The organism is Streptomyces sp. NPDC039424 (assembly GCF_055639495.1).
On sequence record NZ_JBVKAI010000012.1, the window covers coordinates 74,738 to 97,206 of the forward strand.

Annotated in this window: 17 protein-coding genes and 1 pseudogene; 6 read left to right on the top strand and 12 right to left on the bottom strand. The window is 67.4% G+C overall.

The window, feature by feature from the left end; all coding sequences use genetic code 11:
- Window positions 1–16 precede the first annotated feature (16 nt).
- The 7 genes from ACZ7L0_RS27070 to ACZ7L0_RS27100 form a co-directional block, all read right to left on the bottom strand.
- Window positions 17–691, bottom strand: a complete 675-nt coding sequence (locus tag ACZ7L0_RS27070; protein WP_471245170.1) for a hypothetical protein — start codon at window positions 689–691, stop codon at window positions 17–19.
- 54 nt (window positions 692–745) lie between these two features.
- Entirely contained in the window at window positions 746–1,936 is a 1,191-nt protein-coding gene (locus tag ACZ7L0_RS27075; RefSeq protein ID WP_471245171.1) for a protein kinase domain-containing protein, read from the bottom strand.
- A gap of 79 nt (window positions 1,937–2,015) precedes the next feature.
- Window positions 2,016–2,564, bottom strand: coding sequence for a hypothetical protein (locus ACZ7L0_RS27080; RefSeq protein ID WP_471245172.1), 549 nt, complete (start codon window positions 2,562–2,564; stop codon window positions 2,016–2,018).
- 907 nt (window positions 2,565–3,471) lie between these two features.
- Window positions 3,472–4,263 (bottom strand): helix-turn-helix domain-containing protein, encoded by a 792-nt coding sequence (locus ACZ7L0_RS27085; protein ID WP_471245173.1) that lies wholly within the window; start codon window positions 4,261–4,263, stop codon window positions 3,472–3,474.
- Between the two features lie 13 nt (window positions 4,264–4,276).
- Window positions 4,277–4,585: a hypothetical protein gene (locus ACZ7L0_RS27090; RefSeq protein WP_471245174.1), complete on the bottom strand. Its 309-nt coding sequence runs from the start codon at window positions 4,583–4,585 to the stop codon at window positions 4,277–4,279.
- A 629-nt stretch (window positions 4,586–5,214) separates the two neighbouring features.
- Window positions 5,215–5,787, bottom strand: coding sequence for a hypothetical protein (locus ACZ7L0_RS27095; protein ID WP_471245175.1), 573 nt, complete (start codon window positions 5,785–5,787; stop codon window positions 5,215–5,217).
- The gene (locus ACZ7L0_RS27100; RefSeq protein ID WP_471245176.1) at window positions 5,787–6,515 is read right to left on the bottom strand and encodes a hypothetical protein; all 729 of its coding nucleotides are present in this window, start codon (window positions 6,513–6,515) and stop codon (window positions 5,787–5,789) included. The genes ACZ7L0_RS27095 and ACZ7L0_RS27100 overlap by 1 nt, the downstream gene beginning before the upstream one ends.
- Window positions 6,516–6,521: 6 nt before the next feature.
- Here ACZ7L0_RS27100 and ACZ7L0_RS27105 point away from each other — a divergent pair, with 6 nt between their 5' ends.
- Window positions 6,522–8,012 carry a restriction endonuclease gene (locus tag ACZ7L0_RS27105; RefSeq protein WP_471245177.1) on the top strand — a complete coding sequence of 497 codons (1,491 nt, stop codon included), beginning with the start codon at window positions 6,522–6,524 and terminating at the stop codon, window positions 8,010–8,012.
- A gap of 84 nt (window positions 8,013–8,096) precedes the next feature.
- Here ACZ7L0_RS27105 and ACZ7L0_RS27110 read toward each other — a convergent pair whose 3' ends face one another.
- Window positions 8,097–8,369: a hypothetical protein gene (locus tag ACZ7L0_RS27110; RefSeq protein ID WP_471245178.1), complete on the bottom strand. Its 273-nt coding sequence runs from the start codon at window positions 8,367–8,369 to the stop codon at window positions 8,097–8,099.
- Window positions 8,370–9,017: 648 nt separating this feature from the next.
- Between ACZ7L0_RS27110 and ACZ7L0_RS27115 the strand changes: the two genes are divergently transcribed.
- Window positions 9,018–9,989: a cutinase family protein gene (locus ACZ7L0_RS27115; RefSeq protein ID WP_471245179.1), complete on the top strand. Its 972-nt coding sequence runs from the start codon at window positions 9,018–9,020 to the stop codon at window positions 9,987–9,989.
- 241 nt (window positions 9,990–10,230) lie between these two features.
- A complete protein-coding gene (locus ACZ7L0_RS27120) occupies window positions 10,231–10,668 on the top strand; it encodes a hypothetical protein (protein WP_471245180.1) in 438 nt (145 codons plus the stop codon).
- An 85-nt stretch (window positions 10,669–10,753) separates the two neighbouring features.
- On the opposite strand, the gene ACZ7L0_RS27125 is transcribed toward ACZ7L0_RS27120, so the two are convergent.
- The 4 genes from ACZ7L0_RS27125 to ku all read right to left on the bottom strand — a co-directional run bounded on the left by ACZ7L0_RS27125 (window position 10,754) and on the right by ku (window position 15,842).
- On the bottom strand, window positions 10,754–11,185 hold the full coding sequence (locus tag ACZ7L0_RS27125; RefSeq protein WP_471245181.1) for a hypothetical protein: 432 nt from the start codon (window positions 11,183–11,185) through the stop codon (window positions 10,754–10,756).
- Window positions 11,182–13,296: a hypothetical protein gene (locus tag ACZ7L0_RS27130; protein ID WP_471245182.1), complete on the bottom strand. Its 2,115-nt coding sequence runs from the start codon at window positions 13,294–13,296 to the stop codon at window positions 11,182–11,184. Before ACZ7L0_RS27130 ends, ACZ7L0_RS27125 begins: the two co-directional genes overlap by 4 nt.
- Before the next feature lie 446 nt (window positions 13,297–13,742).
- The gene (locus ACZ7L0_RS27135) at window positions 13,743–14,621 is read right to left on the bottom strand and encodes an ATP-dependent DNA ligase (RefSeq protein WP_471245183.1); all 879 of its coding nucleotides are present in this window, start codon (window positions 14,619–14,621) and stop codon (window positions 13,743–13,745) included.
- 435 nt (window positions 14,622–15,056) lie between these two features.
- Window positions 15,057–15,842, bottom strand: coding sequence for a non-homologous end joining protein Ku (ku, locus tag ACZ7L0_RS27140; RefSeq protein WP_471245184.1), 786 nt, complete (start codon window positions 15,840–15,842; stop codon window positions 15,057–15,059).
- A gap of 186 nt (window positions 15,843–16,028) precedes the next feature.
- Here ku and ACZ7L0_RS27145 point away from each other — a divergent pair.
- From ACZ7L0_RS27145 to ACZ7L0_RS27155, 3 genes and pseudogenes are all read left to right on the top strand, one after another.
- Window positions 16,029–17,165, top strand: a pseudogene (locus ACZ7L0_RS27145) (PHP domain-containing protein); the annotation flags it as partial.
- A 650-nt stretch (window positions 17,166–17,815) separates the two neighbouring features.
- Window positions 17,816–18,769, top strand: a complete 954-nt coding sequence (locus ACZ7L0_RS27150) for a hypothetical protein (RefSeq protein ID WP_471245185.1) — start codon at window positions 17,816–17,818, stop codon at window positions 18,767–18,769.
- Between the two features lie 21 nt (window positions 18,770–18,790).
- A complete protein-coding gene (locus ACZ7L0_RS27155; RefSeq protein ID WP_471245186.1) occupies window positions 18,791–22,438 on the top strand; it encodes a CHAT domain-containing protein in 3,648 nt (1,215 codons plus the stop codon).
- The last annotated feature ends 31 nt before the right edge of the window (window positions 22,439–22,469 follow it).

The following is a 22,469-nucleotide window of genomic DNA, read 5'->3' on the forward strand; positions in this document are numbered from 1 at the left end:
GGCAAAGGCTTTGTGGTCACGCGGCGTCCCCCTGCTCTGTTTCGGCGCGCAGCCGGGCCAGGCGCGCGCGGGCCCGGTCGGCGATCGACGGGATGAACTCGTTCAGCGGGGTCTCGGCGTAGTCGCGCTGCAAGTACTGCCGTTTACGCAGCGCCAGGGCGGAGTGCCCTGTGGCCTCGGCGAGCGCCCGGACGAGGCGGGCGCGCTCGGTGTACCAGGCGAGGACCGGGAACTGCTCTGTCGCCCGTTCGGCGAGCTCGCGGCCCTTGGCCGTGAGGTAGTAGTTGTCCTGCAGCACCCGCTTGGCGGTGCGCCGCGGCACGACCACCACCAGCCGCGGGACAGCCAGGATGCTCATCGCCAGGTCGATGTACTCGAATGCTCCGAACAGGTAGCGCAGCATGGGGATTGCGCAGATCTCCGGCTCGTCCGAATCCAGGATGCTGCCGGCCAGCTCCAGGTTGATGGGCTCCTTCTCGCGCTCGTAGTCGTTGAGAAGCTCATCGGCCAGGTAGTCCGGGTTGCGGAGCCAGAAGTCGAGCTTCTGCAGGCGGCCCTCAGCGCGCAGCACGGCCACCGCATCCTTCGGTGCGGCCTGCTGCTCTGCTTCGTTCAACGGATCGGATACCGCCGCGATGAGCAGCAGAAGCCGAATTGCGTCGGAGAAGCGATCCCCCTCGTCATCATCCACTCACACACCGTAATGACTCGCGGCGTGGTTGATCAATGCCTCTGCACAGGCCGCTCAGGGCGTGTAGACGGCGCTTCGGATGGCCTGGTCGACTCGTCGGTCGTCCGCCAGTTCGTGAAGGTGCCGTGCTCCTTCCGGTTGGGCGCGCAGCGCGGAAGCAACGACGTTCGCGGCCTGCCCCGTGAGCTCGCGCATCCAGTCCTTGATGTCGTCCTGCGGTTTCCACCGGTCGAATCGACCGTCCCAGTCGCACATGCCCTGAACGGCCGTGTCGAGCAGGGCCCACTTCTTCTCGCGTCCTGCGAGGCGGGCGACATCGAGTAGCCACCACACGGCTCGGTCAGCCTCCTGCCAGGTGGGCCAGTCGTCGGCGGCCGCATGCCGAGTGAGGGCCTGGACCACGGCGGCCGTCTGGTCGGCGTTGTCGAGCAAGGCTTTCCTGGCGGTCGTGACCTTCAACTTGGTGAGGACGTCCAGGTACAGCTCGTAGGAGTCGGGCTGGTCGGCGGCGAGGGTGAGCAGCTGGGAGGCCGCGACGGTGTCGTTCGTCTTGTCGGCGGCCTCCAGCAGGCGCTGGGCGCGCACGATGGGCAGTTCGCTTCCGGCATCCGTCTCGCGGTCGACTAGATCGAGGAAGGCACGCATGTCCTGGGGGCGGCGGTTGGGATCAAGCTGGGTGGCCTGGCGTACGACGCCGTACCACGGTCCCGGTTCGGGAAGCAGGGGCCTGTTGGTCTGGGGCCAGATCCCGGTGAGAATCCAGCCGATGAGCTGGCCGACGCTGTAAATGTCGCTGGCGGGAGTCACATCGTGGCCGTCGATGAACTGTTCCGGTGCCGCGAAACCGTCGGTGCCGATACCTGTGGTGGTCAACAGGCCGGCTGTGCTCGTCTGTCCTCGGGGGCGGCGCACGATCCCCCAGTCCGCGACCACCCAACGCCCGTCCAGGAGCAGGATGTTGCCAGGCTTGATATCACGGTGAATCCAGTCGTGCTGGTGCGCATCGGCCAGGCCGGCGGCGACGGCCTCCACCATGGCTCGCAGCTGGCCCGGCTCCTGCAGCTCGAGACGTCTGTCCTCGACGTTGTCGTCGGCCTTCGGTATGACGAACCATTCGTAGCCGGGATCGAAATCGAGCACGGGCATGACGTGGGGGTTGGCGCCCAGCCGCTGGGCGATCTCCACTTCGCGGTGCATACGTCGGATTCCGCGCTGCTTGAACAAGCCCTTGCGTCGCTTCAGCATGCCAACAGGCCGAATACACGCCCAACGAAGATCAAGAGGAGTGCAGGAGGTCATCACCCATGATCATGAAAGATCGAGGCTAACGTTCATCGCAGCACAAATATTTACCCGCAGCCCAATTGTAGTAGTGAGGCGTGAGCAACATCTGGTTGCATTGAGGGCAAATAGCCCGAGTGCTCGGATTGACCCGAATTACCGAGGTGGTGTCATTGAGTTCCAGAATCGCTTTGATCGCCTCCATTCCGTGTTCATGAATGCCCTGTTGTATGAACTCGAATGCGCCATACATGGCTCCACAGGAGCATTGAATATTATTGGAGTAGAGATCTCCAATGTCTTTCACGTGGAGCTCAGACTCAATCCTTTCTTTTTCTCTTTCCGAGACAAGCTCTATTCCTACCTCGGCGATTCTCCTGGGGGTCCAGTACCAGCGCAGTATGGCCTGACCTTGCGTCCGAGAAACATAAAAAGTCACAGACCTTCCGCTCCTGATCGCCTCCTGAACCATAGCTATGATGCTACTGTCGTCGCCCGATATTACCGCCTTTTTGCCGGCGACAACGGATTCGATGTCAATCAGTGCGGACTTTGGATCGGACGGGTGTGCGGTAGAGAGATTTGTGGTCATTTGGCGATTCCTCCATCTCCTGTGAGGTCGCTTTTCCCGTCGGAGTCGCACCGATTTCGGTTTGACGACCGCTCTCTTGCCTATTGAGGAAGGCCTGCATCGAGACCCGCTCCCTGCCCATAGCGTGAGCTTGGCCTGCTTCGCTCGCACGCGGGGATGGTCCGTCGAGTGGCAACATCACTAGGAGACATGATGAGTCGGTGCCGCGCACGCGGGGATGGTCCTTCCGCGTAACGCCTCTTGGATGTTGGGGGTAAGTCGGGCCCCGCGCGCGGGGATGGTTACGTTCTCGACCCGATGTGGCACGGTATCCAAGGGTCGGCCCCGCGTACGCGGGGATGGTATATCCCCGGAGACGTACCGCCCGACCCCGGCTCAGACATGGAAATCGTAATCAAGCCTACTGACGTCGCGTATGAGACATTACCGACGCCATCCTGTTCGCTCGGGATCTTACCGAGGAAGCCCCAGCGGGCTGGCCGCGGCGTCGCCGGGCGGCTACAGCCGCGGTTGGGTGAACAAGCCCCTGCTCGGTCTCGACCAGGATTCCGCGCTCCGTCAGCCGCTTTAGCTTCAGTCGGGTGTTGTTGATGTTGCTGGGCGCGATCTCCATGTCCATCGCCTCGCACGGCCTCTAAAAATGTACGGAGTCCCACGCCACGGACTGGACTAGCGGCGTCGACACGATATCGATGAGTAGTTGGGAAAAATCCTCGTCCGACTCCCCCTTGCGCCACTGGCCGTACAGCCCCAGCAGCCCACGCCCCCGATCCTCCACCCTGCTGATTCCCCCTCGTCTCCCAAGCGTGTGCCCCGCACGGCCGCATCACCGACCGGCCATGCTTTGTGAGCCTACGGCCCGTGATGGTTGCGACGCCTTGAAATAGCTAGCGCTCGCTGACCCCATTCAGGGCATGGGCGTGCGTATGACGGGCTCGAGGAGCCGGGTCACGTCCGGGGGAGCCACCGTCCAATCGGATTCCCATGCGTACTTTTGCATGATGTCCACCAGGTGCTGCCGGTCTTCCCCGGAAGGCGACGCCTCTTCGAGGTACACGACGAGGTAGGTCAGCAGAGTGTCGTAGCGCGCTTCCAAGGTTTCCAGTGCGGTGGCCACGGCCTGGGCGGATGGCCGACCGAAGACCTTGAACCAGGCACGGAACCAGGGTGCCAGAGGCTCGTCGTCGATCCCGCAGGCCCGCAGAAAGGCGACGTACTGCCGGAAGTCTCGGGGGACGGTACGGCCGGTGGTGATGGCATGAACGGTGCTGCGCGGCAGCCGCCTGGAGGACTGCTCCATCCTCCGCGACTCCGGGCGGCCCTCGTATGCCCAGGCGTCGCGCAGGGCGCCGCTGAGATCGGCGACGTCTCTGACGAACTGCGGCTTGGGCCGGACAGTGGACCGGCGGGAGTCCTGCTTGGCCTGCGCCACTGCCTTCACGGCCTCCCAGTAGCAGAGCTCGGTGATCACGGACGGTCTGCCCCCCGTGCACGCCCCCACATACGCGAGCATCACCGGGCGAGCAGGCAGGATTCTGCCGCTGGCCGCCCGCTTGAGATGGGCGGCCGAGTAGTTGGTCCGTACGGCGAGTTCATCGTAGGAGGGAAGGCCCGCCGTACGTCGGAGCTGGCGCAGGTGCTCGGCGAGCATGCCGAGGGCGGGCACGGTGTGGTCGACCGGCGTTTCCGGACGTGCCATGATCGTCCGCCTGTCAGTTGCCGGAGCCGGGTGTCAGCGCGGCCTTCAGCACGCGCCGCAACAGGCCGCGTCCCCCGCCGCCGCGCGGGAAGCCGACGGCGAGCAGCACGGCGACGCCGATCGCGCCGGCGGCAGCCAGCAGCGTGACGGAGTCGTGCATGCTCATGCCCGCGGCCAGGCGCAGCACGACGGCGGCCGCGACGAAGCCGAGGAGCACCAGGGCCTGCGGCATGCCGAAGCGGGCCGGTACCGCCGGGCTCGGCGACGTCGCACCGTCGGAGATGGGATTGGACGCGGACGTCTCGGCGTTCTTCTGGGGCATGAGGGCCTCCTGAGTCAAGGGGGCGGCCGCGGCGGCGGCGCCCTTGCTGCTGACATGGCGAATCTGGGGGATCGCAGGGCAGTTGGCGTGCCGCCCCGGGCGCGATCGCGATTCGGGTGGTCCGTGCAGCCTCGGAACTGATGGCGAACAGTCCGGTGCAGTGGCGTGGGGACCGCCATGAATCAGACTGCCGTAACTGGAGCGCCTTCACGGACGCCTCTGGCCTTGGCTCAGCATCCGTCTACGTCTTGGCGGGGACTCTGACCTGCTGCTTCGTCCATGTGGCAAGGGTTGGCTCCAACTTCGTCCCCGCTAGCAGCAGGACGGGCGCCTAGATGTGGACGCATCATGGACAGCGTTGCTCGGGCGGCCGGACGGTCCCGCGAGCGCAGCCCCTGAATTGCTGCTGACACGTCAATCCGGGGATTCATCGGGCCGCGATTGGCGCGCGGCCAGAGAGATTGGGCCGGTGGCCGCCGCCTGGCAGCGGCGCTCACCGGCCCTCGTCGTCTCCGGAACGGACCGGGGTCCGGGTTCTGTTCTACGGCGAGCCGCCTCGCCGTTGGGCACACCCGCTCGCTGAACACCCGCCTGCTGCAGGCAGCAGTTCGATTGCTCAGCGTGTGCTGTTACCTGAGTTCGACGGAGTACAAGGCACCGGGAAACTCCCATCCGTCGGTGCCTTCGCCGATGTCCGCCACGATGATGTCGTCGACGAAGTGGTCTTCGAACTGGTCATCGGTGAGCTCGCCGGCCAGCCAGAGTTCCTCGATCTCGTCCCAGTTGCCCCGGCTGCCGTCGATACGCAGAGGTGCCGCCCGCCGGTTGCCACGCTCGCGTTCGTCGTCGCCCGTCTTGACGATGCCGCTGATCTCGAACTGGCCCCTCTTGACGTGGTCGGGGATCGGTTCGGCGGGGACGACGGCGGCGTTCTCGTAGGCGGTGTGGATGAGGTCCCGGTAGCTGCGGCGGATGTTGTACTCGGGGTCCGACAGCCAGTTGATCAGGGTCTTGGTAGTCACGTGGAGACCGGCGTCCTCCAGGGCCTGGTAGCCGCGATGTGTTGCGGTCAGCTGACTGAGCTGGGCGTGCCAGTGTTTGGCGGTGTAGGAGGACAGCCGGTGACGGGGGGTGACTTGGGAGCGCAGGAGGTCGTTGAGGGCGGCGCCCAGGGAGTCTCCGTGACCTGTGGGCCCGGCCATCAGTTGTCACCTTCGGGGATGATCTCGCCGGGTTGGACGAACTTGGCCTTCACTTCGCCGAAGCCGGTGCCGATCCGGTACGTGGCGGGCGGGGTGCCGTCAGGCGTCCAGAAGACGGCCGCGTCGACGTTGCGCAGCGCGAGGAGCGTGTGGCCTTCCTGGACCGCCCTGAAGGCCACCGACCAGTGACGGACGGATGCCTCGGCGACCATGCTCATGCGCCAGTCGGGCCGCCAGAACGGCGACCGCTGTTCTGCGCGCTTGGGCCACAGCAGGCGCAGCGCAATGGACAGCCGGGTCTTGTACGCCTTGTAGGGGTCGCCGCCGGCCTGGACGAGCTCGGTCCGTGCTTTGCGGGTGGCTTCGTAGAAGGGCTTGAAGAGCGACTCGTTGGCTTTCCCGGTCCAGGAGTCGTGGATGGTCGGCGCGGTGGCGAGGTGGCCTTCGCGGACGAGTTTCTCGAGCTGCTTGATGTGCGGGGTGGTGACCCACACGCGGCCCTGCTTGTCGGACCGCTCGATGAGCCGCCCCAGGGGGTGCGGCATGTCGGTGCGGGGCCACTGCGGGATGTCGATGAGGTAGATGCCGGCCTGGGTCTTGTCGAAAGCGTCGAGGGGGCCGGTGTGCAGGAGCTTGTTCGGGGCGAGGGGAACGGCCGAACAGGCGGACGGGTAGCTGCCGTTACGGTCGATCAGGCACAGCACGCCCTCGCCGAAGGAGTCGGGCACGTCGAGTTGGTCGCGCCGGACGCGCTTGCCGTTCGCCTTGATGTGGGGAACGCGGGTGAGGGTGACGTCGGGGTGGACCCAGCGAGGCTCTGGGGATCGCTGCTGGCCGACTTCAAGCGGCTTGGTGCGCTGCCGTCCGCGCACAAGCGGGGCTACCAGTTGGAGGCTCTGCTGGAGCAGTTGTTCAGGCAGGCGCACTTCCGGGTCGAGCGCAACCCGTCCGTCGCCAAACCGCGGCAGACGGACCTGATGGCCCGCTACGGCGACACCTGGTACGTGATCGAGGCGAAGTGGCTCAACGGGCCGGCCGACGTCGACGTCTTCGACGGGATCCGGTCACGGATGGACCGGGCCGCCTCCTCTGCCGTCATCGGCGTCATCATCAGCGTGAACGGCTTCACCAACGATGCGGTGGAAGACCTGCGGGTGCGTCGGGACAAGGGGCCGATCCTGCTGCTCGGCGAAGAGGAGCTGACGCGGGTCCTGAGCACGCCGAGGTCGCTGGTCAACCTCCTGCAGGTGAAGCGGGAGGAGCTGATCACCCACGGCCGCGTGCACCTGGCCGCTGCCCCGAAGCCCCGGCGGCGTCGTCGGCCGGCGGCAGGCCTGCCGGGTGCCGAGGTGCGGCTGCTCGACGCCGACCTGCAGCTGCTGCCGTACGTCACATCCGGGGGCGGGTTCGGCGAGTTCGTCTTCGTGCAGGAGCTACCCGACGTGGACTGGGCGTTCGGCAGTGGCAGCGGCGTATGCCTCGACGCCGCGGTCAGCCCGTTCAACGAGGACGGCATCGTCGAGCTGCTGTACGGGCTGGACTCGATGGGGTGGACCAGTGCCGAGCCGCGCTGGAACATCCAGCAGTCCGGCGCGAACTGGCACGGCGTCGGTGCCCGGGAGTTCGTTGAGGCGCTGCGTGGCTGGAAGAAGCGCGAAGAGAGCCTGGACAACGCGCATCACACCGAGCAGGTCACCTACTTCGACACGTGCCCGGGGGGAGGCTTCTACACCCTGACCGCGAGCATCGCCGCCCACCACTTCCGATCCGTCTACGCCTGTCATCTGTCGTTCCAGTTGCCTGGCGTCCCCGTGGACCTCCAGCCGATCCGGCACCTCTTCGAGCAGTTCGACGCGGCGGCGTTCAGCTACTTCCGTCCGCTGAGCAGTCCGGCAGTCATTCGGCATCACCCCGAGGAACCGGTTCCGCTGGAGGTCGTCGGTTACGTCGTTTCGCACAGCGACCTCGAATTGGAGGAGGCGCATTCCGACGACGCGCCAACGGAGTGGGTCACTGGCCTTGTCGTGAGAAATCCGCACCGCGACAAGGACGGTAGGTCGACCTCGGAAGAGTGGCCGGGCCGAGTAGAAGAAAGCGAACTGCTCGTCTGTGCCCTGCGGTCGCACCACCCGCTCGACGATCCCAAGGCGGCGTACCACCTGTACTCGTGGGAATACGCGCGCACCTCTGAGGCGCTGGCCCTGCGGCCGGTGGCCGATTGGTAGCCGAGTCCGGAGCGCAGTGTGACGTCCTGGCGACGCCGCAGGCCCCGAGCGCAGGGTGAACAGGATCTCCAGCACGACTGCCGATCACGCCTCCGGTGCCGCTTGGGCGGTATAAGCGTCCTCGGCATGCCTGCGCGCCGGCTCCGCGAGGACCGCCTCCTTCACGAGGCCGAGGCCACCGGCGGCGATCCCCGCCGGATCTGCGATCTGTTCGGCCTGACCGTCGGCGCTGCCCTGCGGTACACCGCCACCGTCGACCAGGCTGGCCTCGTCGAATACAACCTTCGCAACGCTGGGCCACGTCCGAAGGCCCGAGTCGACGACAGCAGTTGAATGCCGACGAACCGTCGCCTGCACGTTCGAAACGGCTCCGCCATAGTGCGATACCGCAGGCCCGGCCCCACCCGAGTGGACTACTCCAGAAGGCCGTCACCCATATGGCTACTTATGGTTACGAATAGTTACTCTGAGTGCAGCCCCTTCGGAGGGACGACCATGAGACCAAAGCCGCCGCGAATACGCCCGGCCCGTGAAGTAGCCCTGACCACGGTGACCGGTTTGACGGCCAGCGCCATGATCTTCGCATCCAGCACCCCAGCCGTAGCCCAAACCCCCAGCCCTACCCCGTCGACGCTCGTAACCGCAGAGCCGCCGGTGACATTCACTCCCGAAGGCCCGTCGACGCCACCCCCGCCGGAAGAGCAGACAACACCGCCCCCCCCCGAGGAACACACGACGCCACCGGAAGAGCGCATCACGACCCCTCCGCCGCCGGAGGAACACACGACCCCTCCGCCGCCGTCGACGTTCGTGGCTCCGCCTCCGACGACGTCTCCGCCGCCGCACACCGTGGCTCCGCCCCAGCCGCCTCCGCCTTCAGCCGTCCCCCCGCCGTCTCAACCGCCCTCGGTGGCGCCCCCGCCGTCCACGCCGCCTTCTGTGGCACCGCCTAAGCCCTCGGCGCCAACCACCCCGACTCCCACAACGTGCACAACACACACGATCATGAGCGGTGACACACTGTGGGACATCGCTGGCAAGTACCTCGGCGATCCCACGAGGTGGACCGAGATCTACAACGCCAACCGGGAAGCGATCGAAGCAGCCGCTCGTGAACACCCCAGCCCTCCGGTGAACGGGACGAGTGACCACGGACACTGGATCTTCCCGGGGGTCCGCCTGCAGATTCCGGGCATGGCATGTCCCGCCCCCCAGACGCTCCCGTCCACTTCAGGCCTTCCCCTGGACTGCTCGAAGCCGTTGGTGATCGGCGTGCGAGGCTCTGGCGAACCCGCTGTGCAGAACCCCTACGACCTGAACCTGGGTCCCAACGCAGGCGCTATCGCGGAAGACCTTAAGGGCAAGGGCGCGCTGGTGTACGGGCTTCCCTACGCGGCGGCCCCTGTCGCTCCATTCGAGTCGCAACCCAACCAGAGCGAGTTCGAGAAGCAGGTCTGGCAGTACTGGCGCATGGCAGGAGCGACCGAGGGCAATACCGCGGAGGCTACAGCTAATCTCGTCTCGTGGGCGAAGAACTATGCTGACAGCCTGCGCGGAGGCGTAGAGCAACTGGAGGGTGACATCGTCACCCGGGCAACTGAGTGCTCCACCCAGAAGATCGTCCTCACGGGATACTCTCAGGGGGCCTGGGTGATCCGCATGGCCTTGGACGTGCTCTCGCGTCGCCCCGACTGGAACCGGATCAAGGACCGAATCTCAGGCATCGGGCTGCTCGCAGACCCGTTCAACGACTTCTTCGGGCCGAAGGTGCCTTCGGGCACAGGTCCAACGTTCACTGTCTGCGCGCCAGAGGACCCTGTGTGCAACAACCCGTTCACGACGCCTCACAGAGACCGATGCTTCCCCACCCTCACCATTCTCTGCCCCCATCTCCGATATGGAACAGAGACAACTGTTGGAACCAGCGGAAGAACCGGAACTCAGGCCATCGCTGACCTCCTGAGCAAAAAGCTGTAGACGGCCACGCTCCCACAGGTCGGGTTGCCGTGCCCCGGGCCAAGGGCTCCGACCTGTGGGAGCCGCGTGGGGACCCGAGCAAGAAAGACACTTCGACAGATCATCCAAAATGGCTCCATGGCGAAGCCGACGAACCCTTCGGCCCCTCAGCCGGCCTTCGTACTGCCGCCGCCGATGGACGAGGGCGTGACGGCTCCGCGGGTGCGCAACGCTGTCAGCGGGTCGAACTAGCATCCAGGGCATGAGCACTCCCGCCCCAGCAGCCGAGGACAAGCCGTTCAAGGCGAAGGACTTCCCGAAGGACCTGCTCGCCGCTCAGCTCCGGCTTGCCGACCTATACGCCGCGCTCCACGCCCACCAGGCCCGGCTTCCCTGGTCCCGGGAAGCGGACGACGGATGGCCGGATGAGCGGGAGCGGTGGCACCGTCGCGGGCGTCCGGCGACGACCGGTTGGGAGGCGGCCGACGCCGAGACGTACGACCGGCTGTGGGAGGACCTGCGCAAGGCGGCCGAGGCTGTCCAGGGACACGAGCACTGGAGGCTGTGCAAGCAGCACGGCGTCGAGGGCGCCGATCTGGTCGCCGCGCGGCAGGCCCTCAAGCAGGCCGAGGGCGCCGTGCTGGCGCCCAAGAAGGACGAACCCGCTCTCGACCAGGACGACGTCGAGCGGGCCGCCTGACACTCCCCCGGAGTCGCCCGGGAGGATGGTTGGGAAGGATTGCGCGGCGGGTCGGAAACTGACCCGCCGTGCTTGTGTTGCTCAACTACGCCACGAGGCGCAGCCACTCATCCGCGCGAGGCCATACCCGTGGGTTCATGGCTCCGCGAAGGTTGAGCCGGTCTGCGCACTTTCCCTCGATGGCGTTGAGCGCGTCGCCCGGGGTGTGATCTTCGAGGTGAAGTACTCGTACATGGGTGAAGACGGCTCGCTTGTGCGGGTTCCGCCGATGCTCACCCAGGCGCGCGCTGAGGTCGTCGTCGCGACTGGCCTGCCCGAGCCACCGGATGTGATTCTCGGCATCGGTGACCAGGTAGATACCGGTCACCACGCCTAGGTCGGTGAAGACCTCGTAGTCGTGGAAGGGGACTGGTGTCGCGTAGGCGGCCACCAGATAGCGGCCGGCCGCCAGGGGCAGCGCCCCCAGAGCCCGATGCGTGAGAACGGGGCCCACCGGAAGGGCCGTCGGCCCGGTCACCGACCGGCCTCCGCGTCGAAGAACACCGCGCATTCTGAGACAAAGTCCGCGGGGTCGCTGCCGCCGTGCTGAAGGACCTGCAGCACCGTTCCCAGCCCTCGTAGGTCCTTCCGGGCGGCGGCCAGGGCGTCACCGAGGACCTTGGTGACGGTGTCGGTGAGGTTGTCCGGCAGTGCGACAGCGCTAGCTTCGGTCGCGGCGTCGTCGAGCTCCTTGGCCGTGCTGAAGACGTCCGCGAAGGCCTTCACGAGTCCGTGCGTGACCGCCGCCTCGAAGGTGTCACGCGCTACGAGGAGCTTCTGCTCCGGCGTGGGGTCCGGCTGGCCCGGGTTGTCCGAGGGGCCCGGACGCGGCCCGCGACGGCGAGTGGAGGTCTTCGGGAAGGCCTCGTCGAACCAGGCGCGCGACGCGCGGGTGCCGTCCAGCGGCTGACCCTCCACATCCACTTGCCTGGGCTCGCTCCGGGTGTTCGCCGCGTGGGCGAGCTCCCGCATGAGACCGATGGTGCGCTTCGGCTGAACCTTCAGGGCGTCCCGCACGCTGATCATCGTCCGGCGGATACGCCGGGTTTCGGCCTCGTCGTCGACCTCGTGGGTCTGCGCTCCGACGGAACCGCGGTCGGCCTCGACAATCTTGTGTTCGGCGAGCCAGTGCATGCCTCGTGTGACGATGAAGGTCTCCAGAGCCTTCTCATCTCCTCGGTCAGCACTGGCGAGGAGGTCAGCCCAGGTTACGTCGGGCGCGTAGGTCGTGCCGTCCTTGATGCTGCTGGGCCGGAGAAGTCCGTCGAGGACACGGGGGTTCCACCGGTGGCTGTAACTGTCGCTGACCACTGCCGAGATCATGCGCATGCGGTTGTCCACATGGCGGCGGCCGGTCTGGCTGGGGGCAGGTTCTCCCAGGACCCTCCGGATGAGCTTGCGCCGCTGCGGCGAGTTCGGGAAGACGATGTCGTACAACGTGCGGTCCCGGCGGTCTCGGGCATCGACGAGGTCCTCGCCGGCCTTCGGCGCCGGATCCGGGGCTTCGCCTGCGAGCCACGCCCTTTCCGGCTCATCCAGTTCGCCGTAGTTCACGGCCTCGCGGAGGATTGCCCGGAGGTCGGACGCTGCCTTCTCGGCCAGCTTGTAGTCCAGGGGCGGGCGACGGTGATCGACCCGGTTGGGGTCGAACACCGAGTTGTGGAAGCCGTTGAGGTTCCCGGCGCCGACGATGATCTGGATCGGGACGGTGGCGACGTTCTGGGCACGCACGGCGATGGTGTGACCGGGGTGGTCCGGGTCGTCGAACGCGTCCTTCAGGAGGCTCGCGAAGATCGGGACCCAGTAGGTCGGATCCGCGGACCTGGGGTCGTCCGCCCGCGAGATGCCCATGTGCGCGTACGGGCGGAGTCCGAAGACGATGTCCCGGACCGAGAGTCCGAACAGGGCCAGCCGGGCCCTGGAACGGTTGGCGCCCTTGATTGCCGTTAGGTCGGGGACGGCACGAATGCGGCTGCCGGTGTCCGTCTGCTCGCTGATCTGCCGCACGAACGGGGCGTGCAGGGTGACTTCCTTCTGCCCGTAGATCTCGATGTCCTCGACGAGACGGTAGCCCCGGTCACCGTCGGCCGTGTTGAGGGATGTGTCCATCAGGTCCAGCAGACGCGCCTGCCGGTTGAGATCCACGGGATCGGTGGTGGTGAGGAACGGGGCTGGCCGCCCGGCCGTACGGCCGGTGGTCAGAGGGGGCAGGACGTGGTCCGGTCGCGCGTCCGGACGAAGAGGAGAGTGGAAGTCGCTGCGGATGCGTTCGTTGTACTCGCCCGGGCTGCCGGCGAACCCGTGGACCCGGACACTCAGGATCTTGAGCCCGCTGTCCTCCTGCAGCGTCTGAGGCTTCAGACGGTAAACGCCGTCCTGACGGTGCAGGTACTGCTTGGGCTGAGGCACGTACGAGGTGATGGCGTCGATCAGTGACCGGGGCAGGCGGGTGTCGGCCTCGAGCGCGTCGGCGAAGCGGTCGGTCCACTCCTTCTTGTCGGCGCCCGGGTAGGGATTGGCCCTCCCGGTCGACGAAGGAGTGATGTCCTCGTCGTCGAAATCGGACGAGGACGGGGTGGTGATGGTCACGAAGACCTCCGAAATGGCGATGCCAACACCTGGTTGACATGGTCCGGGCTGCCCAGCCGGTTGGTCCGGGCAGAACACAGGCCCGGACTCCGCAAGTTCTCGGAGACCTTCAGTTCCGCTCATCGCTCCGCGTCTGCGGCACGCGCGTCGGTTCCCGTCCGCGTTTTCACCCTTCGCCGCCCCGCCCCTCGGCCGCTGTGCAGCTTCGGGGACGGTATACGGACTCTCCCGGCCTGACGGCCACTGGGAGTCGGGGCTGAACCCGGCATTGAGCCTGAATATGTCCGCCCATGCTAGCGCCCGATGCGGCGCATCGGCGGGGTTCGCAGGGACCACGTCGGCGGGAGTGCGACCGGTGCTCCGTCGCGTACCTTCTCCCCTAACCGGTCGGTCTCTCAGGCGACTTGGAGGTGGGCTTCGGCAACTCGGTTTCGTCGATGTTCGATTCATCCGAGGCGCAGCCGGGTGACCGTAACTACGGCGTGCCGGGTCGTCCCGGCCAGGACCTCAACTACCAGCCCGGGAGCGGCGGTGGTGTAGGTCTCCCCCGCCCGGGTGCGTGCGCTTCGGGGTGGACCGCTGGCAGCGAAGTGCACCGCGACCTGGGCAGCGAGCGGAGCCTTCAGGGACTGAGTGAGCGCGATCCGGCCGCCCGGGAGACGGACCGCGAGTGCCCGCGGCCGCGCCGCCGACCCGGTGTAGCCCACGACATCGGCATCCACGGTTTCGGCATGCCTGATCTTCTTCCAGATCCGGCCCGCCTTGTAGACGGAGGTGGCCCGCTTGGCGACGATGCCCTCGACGCCCTGCTCCGGGAGTTGTTGGTACCAGGTCATGGCCACCGTGGGGTCGTCGGTCATCGGGACCAGCTGGAGCGGCGGCTGGACGTCGTACTCCTGCAGCAGGTCGACGAGCAGGGCCCTGCGGTCGTCGTACCGGCGTGCCCGGACGTCGCCGTGTTCGGGGTGGAGCAGGATGTCCCAGGCCACGAAGTGGGCGGGCAGGTCCTCGGAGAGACGGCGCGCCCGGGCCGGGGTGGACAGGGCGCGCGACTGCGCGGCCGCGAAGTCGATCCTTCCGTGGGCGTAGATCACGGCTTCGCCGTCAAGGACCACGCCCGGCGGGAGTATCTCGAAGGCTGCGAGGGCCAGGTCCCTCCACACCGCGGTGACGTCGCGCCCGGAGTGGGCCTGGAGCCGGACGGTGTCTTTCTCGCGCCAGACGACGGTCCGGTGGCCGTCGAGTTTCATCTCGTACCGCCAGCCCTCCCCGACTGGCAGGGGCGGGACGAGTTCGGCGAGGGCGACGTCGACGGGGAAGTCCACATCATCAGACTCCGGCCGCCGTGCCGCGCGTGCATGCGGACGGGTGCCAGCGGAGCAGGGGGATCAGCGCCTTCGTGACGCGTGTCCTGCGTGGCCAGCGCGGCACCGTAGGCGATTGATCAAGGTTTCGCTTGGCACGGTGCAGGGCATCGAGCGCGGCCATGCGGGCGCCTGGGGCACCAAGCCCTGGAAGAAGCCCGTCGCGGAGAAGAAACGGCCGAGCGGTGAGTGAGACCGCCCGGCCGCAGCGCACCAGAGCATGGAAAGGCGCTGTCGTGAGCCTAACGAACGAGACACCCGCGACCCGCCGCGCGGCGGTTGACCGCGCGCGAACAGCAACCGATATCCCGGCCCTCGACGGCAGGGGCAGGGGCTCAGTCTCTCTCACGGGGCAACCGGCGCGGGTGTTTTGGGGTTCGGTCAGGCGTGGCAGGACTACGACCGAGGCCGTGCCGGCGAGCTCCCGTGCGCCCGCTCGGCTGCTCTGACGCTTTCCTCCAGTGCTGCCATCAGGTCCAGAACCGGTGCGGGCTGCGCCGGCTCTACGAGCGCACCGCCGGTGATCTTCGCGTCTACGAGCTGTTCGAGGGCGTGGGCGTATTCGTCGTGGACGTCGCTGACGTTGATGCCGGTGAGTTCCCGGATCAGCAGCTCGGCCAGCTCGAGTTCCCGGTCGGTGACCGGGGTGGAGGGTGCGAGGTCTCCGGGATCGCGCAACTCGTCCTGCCACAGGAGTGTCTGGAGGATGAGCATGCCGTGGCGGGGGCGGAGGAGGGCGAGGCGTTCCCGGCTGCGCAGGGCGATCTTGGATATGGCGACGTAGCCGGTGCGGGCGAGTGCCTCGACGAGCAGGGCGTAAGGGCGGTCGGCGCCGGGTCCGGGGCCCGCGTAGTAGGGCCGGCCGTAGCTGATCGGGTCGATGTCCTCGAAGGGGACGAAGCCGAGCACGTCTATGGTGCGCCTGGTGGCTAGGGGCAGATGGGCCAGGTCCTCGTCCGTGATGGGCACCATGCGTCCGTCTGCCAGGGCGTAGCCTCTGCCGACTTGGTCGTAGGGGATCTCTCGGTTTTCGGCCTTGCAGAAGCGGCGGTGTTCGACGCGGCTGCCATCGGCGATGTGGATCTCGCGGAGGCGTACGGGGTGCTCCTCGGTGGCCGCGTACAGCCTGATCGGCAGGGCGACCAGTCCGAATTGGATCATCCCGGACCAGGTGGCCTTCATGCTTCCAGCGTCGTCTGTCGGCAGATGGTGCGCATCCCGGTTTGTGTTCGGCGTGGGGCAGCATCAATTCACTCTTTCGTACGCTTGTGCGATTCCGGGGTATGGTGGATACCTGGAGAGGACACAGGTCAGGGAGGGGCACGCGAAGGACGGGAGGTGTGAAGCCGTGGATTTACTCATCTGCGTGTGGCCTCCGGTTACAGCGCCCGCTACGGCGCCTCCCTCCCCGACGCCTTCGTGCAGCGCGCCGCCGAGCGTGGGATGACGACGCTCGCGCTGACCGACCGCGACACCGTCGCGGGCACGGTCCGCTTCGCCAAAGCCGCCACGGCCGCCGACATCCGCCCCGTCTTCGGTGTCGACGTCGCCGTCACCCCGCTCGCCCCGCCCGACCCGGCCGCCGGACGGCGGCGTACGCCAGTGCGTGGCGGCGCGCACGTGATCGAGCCGCCGCTGCGGATCACCCTGCTCGCGCAGAACGCGGCCGGGTGGGCACGGCTGTGCCGCCTGGTGTCCGCCGCGCACACCGAGGCCGACGGCGCGGCGCCGGTCGTGTCCTGGCCCGCCCTGCGCACGTACGCCGACCAGGACCTGGTGGTGCTGCTCGGCCCGGCATCCGAACCGGTGCGGGCCCTGTCCGCCGGCCGCCCCGACCTCGCCGAGCAGATGCTCGCGCCGTGGCGGGAGCTGGCCGGAGAGCAGCTGCGGCTGGAAGCCGTATACCTGGGACGGCAGGGCACCGGCGCGGGCTCACTGCGGCTGGCCGCGCGCACCGTGGGCCTGGCCGACCAGCTCGGCGTACGCACTGTGCTGACGAACGCGGTCCGCTACGCCGACCCCGACCAGCACCGGCTGGCCGACGTTCTCGACGCGGCCCGGCTGCTGCGGCCCGTCGACCGCCGTCACCTGGACGGCGGCGAACGCTGGCTGAAGGCCCCGGACGCCATGGCGGCGGCAGCCGACCGCATCGCCCGGGCCGTCGGCGATGACCCCGCCCGGGCCGTCCGTCTGCTGGCCGAGACGGCCGTGGCCCAGGTCGTCACGGACACCCGGGCGCTGGGGATCCGGGTCGCCGCGCGCGGCTCCGGCGCTGGCTCCATGGTCAACCACAGCCTCTTCGTCGCCACCGCCAACCCGCTCGAACACCGGCTCCTGTTCGAGCGGTTCCTCAGCGAGCGCCGTACGTCGTTGCCGGACATCGACCTCGACGTGGAGTCCGAGCGCCGCTTGGAGGTGTACGACGCGATCATCAAACGGTTCGGGAAGGAGCGGACCGCGGTCACCGGCATGCCCGAGACCTACCGGGCCCGGCACGCCCTGCGGTTCCCTGTCAAGTTCTGCGTGTTGAGGGTCAAGCGTCGCCCTGAAGCAGAAGTACCGCTGGGCCCCGGCGATTCGACTTGTTGGCGCTGCGGTATGACCTGATGGTGCTCGAACTGTGCCGGGCGTGCGTGGTACGAGCAGCTCCGTGCCAGGAACGCGAGAACGCCCCGCCCTCCAAGCGGGGCGGGGCGACTGAAAGGCACAAGACGCCTGTGAATCGGACTCATCCGATCAATATGAGTCAGAGCCGGGAAGTTACGGCGACACTCCTGGACCTCGGCGGCGAATGGCACTCTCATAGGAGGGGCTGAGCAAGGGACCGGGGGGCGATGCAGTGGGTCTGGAGCACGAGCGCGCCGGGGCGAGTGGGCAGCAGTCGGCGACGTCTCCCGAGGGCGAGCCTTCAGAGCCTACCGAGAACGCCTTAGCGCAGCAGACCAAACCGGATGAGCCTGGCGGCGGAGAGAGGTCCAGCGGTCATTCGTTCCAGGCGCTGGAAGGTGATGCATTCGCCGACTTCGACCGGCTCGTCTGTTCGCAGTGCGACTATGCGTGGCCCGTACTCGATGTCGGAGATCCCGAGCCGTTACCCGAGCGGTGCCCACGCGATGGTGCCTCTTTGACGTACCGGACAGCCGGGTGGCGTCCCGGTGCTGAGTGACTTCTGGAAGGGAGTGGGCGGAAAGCTCGCCGAGCGCTGGTTGACCGCGCTGTTCTCGCCAGCCTGCCTGTTCTGGCTGGCCGGGGTTGGCGCCTGGCTGCGGGGCGAGGGGTGGGGCACTGTCCAGAGGCTGGGCTGGTTGGGTGCAGCGAGGGTATGGACGGCCGGGCTTACGGATCTGCCCGTTCTGGTTCAGGGCATCGCTGTGGTGGGGTTGTTGCTGCTGCTCACCCTCTCGGGCCTGCTGCTGCGGTTCTTCTCCCGCCCGATCGTCCGCTGCCTGGAGGGGTACTGGCCTGTCATCGGCCCGCGCCGCTGGCTTCGGGAACGTCTTAGCCGACGCGCCGACGCCGATATCGTGCATCTGCGTCCCCTCGCCGCCCGCCCCGCAGCCTCCCTCGATGCCGAGGTGCTAGCGGAGCGTGTCCGGCTGGCCCGACGGGTGCGGTCGGTCCCGTTTGACCCGAAGCGGAGGATGCCAACCCGATTCGGCAACGTGCTGCGAGCCTCGGAAGACCGGGTGCGCGCTCACTACGGTCTGGATCCCGTCGTCTGCTGGCCCCGGCTGTGGCTACTGCTTCCGGACGCGGTCAAAGACGAGATGATCGCGATCCGCCGGTCAATGCACCTCACCACACAGGTATGGGTTTGCGCCGCTGTGTCATTGGTCTGGTCGGTGTGGACTCTCTGGGCGATTCCCCTGTCTCTGATCGCCGCCGCCACGACCTACTACGGCTTTCTGCTGTCCGCCGCCAGGGTGTATGCGGAACTCGTCGAGTCCTGCTTCGACCTTTACCGGCAGCAGCTTTACACCTCCTTGCGCTGGCCTCTTCCCGAGCACCCCCTCGCGGAGCACGACGCGGGCCAGCGTCTCACCACCTACATCTCCGCCGGATCCCGTAGGCCGGAGCCGACCTTCACCTCACCCGACAGCGCCCAATGACCTAGCCGAGAGTGATCGACCATGCTGACCGAGCTCTTCCGCCGAGCCATCCAGCTGCCGAATGACGCTGCCACGGACACGCTCGTGGAGGCATGGGAGGCGGTCATGACGCATCCCGACTTCCGTACTCTGCCGCCCACCGAGCGTTGGTCGACGCTGGCGGCCCTGGGTACAGCCCGCATGCAACGGCACGACCGGGACGGCCGTCTGGAAGATCTGGCGGGGGCGCTGACCTGTCTGGAGAGCGCGCTGAGGCTGGCCGGGATTCCCCCCGGCAAACGGGCCGTGGGGTACTTCAACCTCGCCCAGGGCCAGATGCGCCGGTACGACATGACCAACGATGCCGAAGACCTGCTCACGGCGGCACAGACCATGTGGTCCCTTGTGGACGACCCACCACCCGGCACCGCTTCCCGCGCGGTGTGCGACTGGGTATTGACGCTGATCGACGGGCACGCCGGCGAGCTGACAACTCCACTGCGACGGCTGCGCGTCACCGTGCTGGAGCGACTGCTGCAGGAACCGAACGATCCGAACTCCCCCCGCTATCGGCTGGCCCTGGCATCCACGCTCGTCACCCTGCTCCCGGTGAGTCCTGCGGCCACCCATCGGGCCCTGACGTTGCGCGCGGTACGGCTGGCATCGGAGAGCGAAAGCGGTCTTCCCGAAGGTCCGGAGCGCCGGACCGCGGGCGAACTGCTGGCGAAGCTACGGGCGCTGCAGGGCTGGGTCGAGGAGAACGCTCCCGAGGAGACCGCACCCGAGGAGCCCCGGCAGATGGACGCCTACGCCTTCCTCGCCGCCCTGGAAGGGATCCCCGACCGCGATGCACGAGTGGCCAGGATTCGCGAGGCGCGCGCCATGAACCCCTACGAAACCGACAGGAACGCTTGGGTGCTCCTGTCCGTAGCCTTGTCCGACGAGATCCTCTCGGTACACACCAACGGAAAGATCGTCACGGACGAGGCCATTGAAGCCCTGCAGGCCGTTCTGAACCTCCCCGAGACCACCGCGTACGGTGTCGGCCTGGAGGCAAGGTACAACCTCGGCATCGCCTACGCCCGGCGCCGGGGCGGGGACCCCGTGACCAACACGGAAGAGGCCGTGGCCCTCTTCGAACAGTGCCTGTCCGAGGTGCCTCCGGACCATCCCCTCTGTCCGAAGATCGCCAACTCCCTCGCTCAGTGTCTGCTCGACGGCGACGACCACACAGACCGACCCGGCGACATCGACCGCGCGATCGTCCTCTGCCGCACCGCACTCGACGCGATGTCGGCGGACGCCGACCGCACGGGGCGGGCGAGTCTGCTCAACACGCTGGCCCGACTCCTGCCCCGCCAGGCTGTCGGTGATCCGGAGCGGAACGTCGAAGAGGCGATCACCGCGGCCCACGAAGCTCTCGACCTAATCGATCCCATCACCGACGCCGTGCGCTGCGGGGACGTACACCACAATCTTGGGAATCTGTACCGGGACCGGGTCGCGGAGGGCCGCGAGGCGAACCTGTGGCGCGCCATCGAGTACTACCGCAAGTCCCTCACGGCCCAGCCCAGGGGTGACATGCCGCTGGACTGGGCCATGTCCCAGACGGCCCTTGGCGTGGCCTACAGCATGATGCGGGGCAGAGACGTCGAAGCCACCCAGCAGCTTGCGGTAAAGGCCTTCATGGACGCTCTCTCCGTCCTCACCCTCGAAGAGCACCCGATGCAGTGGGCCCACGCCGAATTCGGTCTCGGGGTCGCCCTGGGGAACGGCGAAGTGCGCGCCGAGCCGGACCTGGACCGCGCGATCGCCCACCTGACCTCCTGCCTCCAGGTGTTCACTGAGGAGGCCTCCCCCCGGCAATGGTCGCTGACGCACACATTCCTGGGGGTCATGCGGATGCAGACCTACGAGCCGGCGCAACTCGCCGCCGCAGTGGAACATTTCCGGTCTGCCCTGCGTGTGCTGACTGTCGAGAACAGTCCTCGGAACTGGGCGAACGTCCAGCTCAACCTGTCGCAGCTGGAGCCACCCCAGGACCGCACCGCTCACGAGAACACGATCAAGGCTCTCATCGAGTTCGGAGAACGCAATGAGGCATACAGGGCGTCCATCCTCTACCTGAGATTTCTCAGAGACGAGGAGGACTGGCAGACAGCGGCGGACGTGGGGGCACGGGCCGCGGAGCTGCACGAGAGTCTCTACCAAGAGGCGCTGCTCCGCCAGAGCCGACAGATGGAGCAGCGCGCGGCGGCACGGGACGTCCTGGAGATCGTCACCGTCATGAACAGGGCGGGTCGCACGATGGACGCAGTTCTCCTTCTGGAGCGGACCCGGGCCCGGGAACTGGGCGAGATCCTGCAGCAGGACCAGGACGCACTGCACAGGGCACGGGAAGCCGATCCCGACGCCTACAACGCCTACCGGGCGGCAAGTGACCAGCTCGCGAAGCTCGGGGCCGCCGAGCGGTCGGTGCCCGTCAACTTCGGCACGGACTACACCGAACGGATCCAGTTGACACTGGTACGGGCGATCACCAAGGCGCGCAAGCAGCGGGACGCCGCAATCGCTCAGCTCACCGGGGCCGCCGAGGTGCTGCGCCCGCCCGGCGTCGGTGAGCTGTCGGCTGCGTCGCCCCCGCACCGGCCCTTGGTCTACGCGTACCTGCACCGGCAGGCCGTGCATCTCTTGCTCGTCCGGCGCAGCGGCGAGGGCGGTCTCGACATCGACAGCCGTACAGCGGACGTGCCGGAGGCCCCCGGGGACAACGACGTGGTCGTCGCGCTCGAGAAGCTCACGGGCACTCTCGCGGCGTGGCTGCGCGCACTTGACGTCGAGCAGGTGACCCTGATCGGGTGTGGGCCCCTGGGCGACTTGCCGCTGCATGCCCTCCCCAACGACGACTGCTGCCTGCTGGACGAGTTCACGGTGTCCTTCGCACCGTCAGCGGCGGTGCTCGCCCGTCGGCCCGTCTCCCGGACCGTGGCCCCCGCCTTGGCCGCGGTCGGCAACCCCACGGACGATCTCCGCTTCGCCTCGGTCGAGGCCGCCGCCGTCGCCGCACTGGGCCCCTGGTCGCGGTGCGTGGTGCGGCACGGTGCGGCGGCGACCGCTTCCCTCTTCCTCAAGGAGGACCTGCCCGGTGCGACGCATGTGCACCTCGCGTGTCACGGTGTCTTCGATGCCCTCCGTCCATTGGAGTCGGCCTTTGTCCTCGCACAGGGCACCCAGATGACGCTCCACCGGATCATGGCGGACCACGCGTTCCAAGGCGTCCGTCTGGTTTTCGCGTCGGCCTGCCGTACGGCGTCCACCGACCAGTTCCTTCCGGACGAGGCCATCGGACTGGCCTCGGGGCTCCTCCAAGCTGGAGCGACGGAAGTGATCGCCTCGCTGTGGAACGTGAACGACTTGGCGACCATGCTCCTCGCGACCCGCTTCTACCAAGAACTGCCCTCTGGCGCCGCCCACGCCCTGCGCACGGCACAACTGTGGTTGCGGGACTCCACGGCCGAGCAGCTGTCCCAGTGGTGCACCGGCCTCCTCGACGTCGTACGGGATGAACCGGCCCGTGCCCGCCTGCGCGAGGCCGTCACCTTCCTCGACAGCCGTCCTCGGCAGACTCGCTGCTACGCGGAGTCCCGTTTCTGGGCCGCGTTCATTCACCTAGGCGCGGGCCTCGCATGATCCGCGCGCGTCCGCGGCATGTTGCTCAAAG

Bases quoted from the DNA above. Each gene is read 5' to 3' on its own strand.
- ACZ7L0_RS27075 (WP_471245171.1), bottom strand. From the start codon at position 1,936: ATGCTGAAGCGACGCAAGGGCTTGTTCAAGCAGCGCGGAATCCGACGT.
- ACZ7L0_RS27080 (WP_471245172.1), bottom strand. From the start codon at position 2,564: ATGACCACAAATCTCTCTACCGCACACCCGTCCGATCCAAAGTCCGCA.
- ACZ7L0_RS27085 (WP_471245173.1), bottom strand. From the start codon at position 4,263: ATGGCACGTCCGGAAACGCCGGTCGACCACACCGTGCCCGCCCTCGGC.
- ACZ7L0_RS27090 (WP_471245174.1), bottom strand. From the start codon at position 4,585: ATGCCCCAGAAGAACGCCGAGACGTCCGCGTCCAATCCCATCTCCGAC.
- ACZ7L0_RS27095 (WP_471245175.1), bottom strand. From the start codon at position 5,787: ATGGCCGGGCCCACAGGTCACGGAGACTCCCTGGGCGCCGCCCTCAAC.
- ACZ7L0_RS27115 (WP_471245179.1), top strand. From the start codon at position 9,018: ATGAGCGGTGACACACTGTGGGACATCGCTGGCAAGTACCTCGGCGAT.
- ACZ7L0_RS27120 (WP_471245180.1), top strand. From the start codon at position 10,231: ATGAGCACTCCCGCCCCAGCAGCCGAGGACAAGCCGTTCAAGGCGAAG.
- ku (WP_471245184.1), bottom strand. From the start codon at position 15,842: ATGAAGGCCACCTGGTCCGGGATGATCCAATTCGGACTGGTCGCCCTG.
- ACZ7L0_RS27155 (WP_471245186.1), top strand. From the start codon at position 18,791: ATGCTGACCGAGCTCTTCCGCCGAGCCATCCAGCTGCCGAATGACGCT.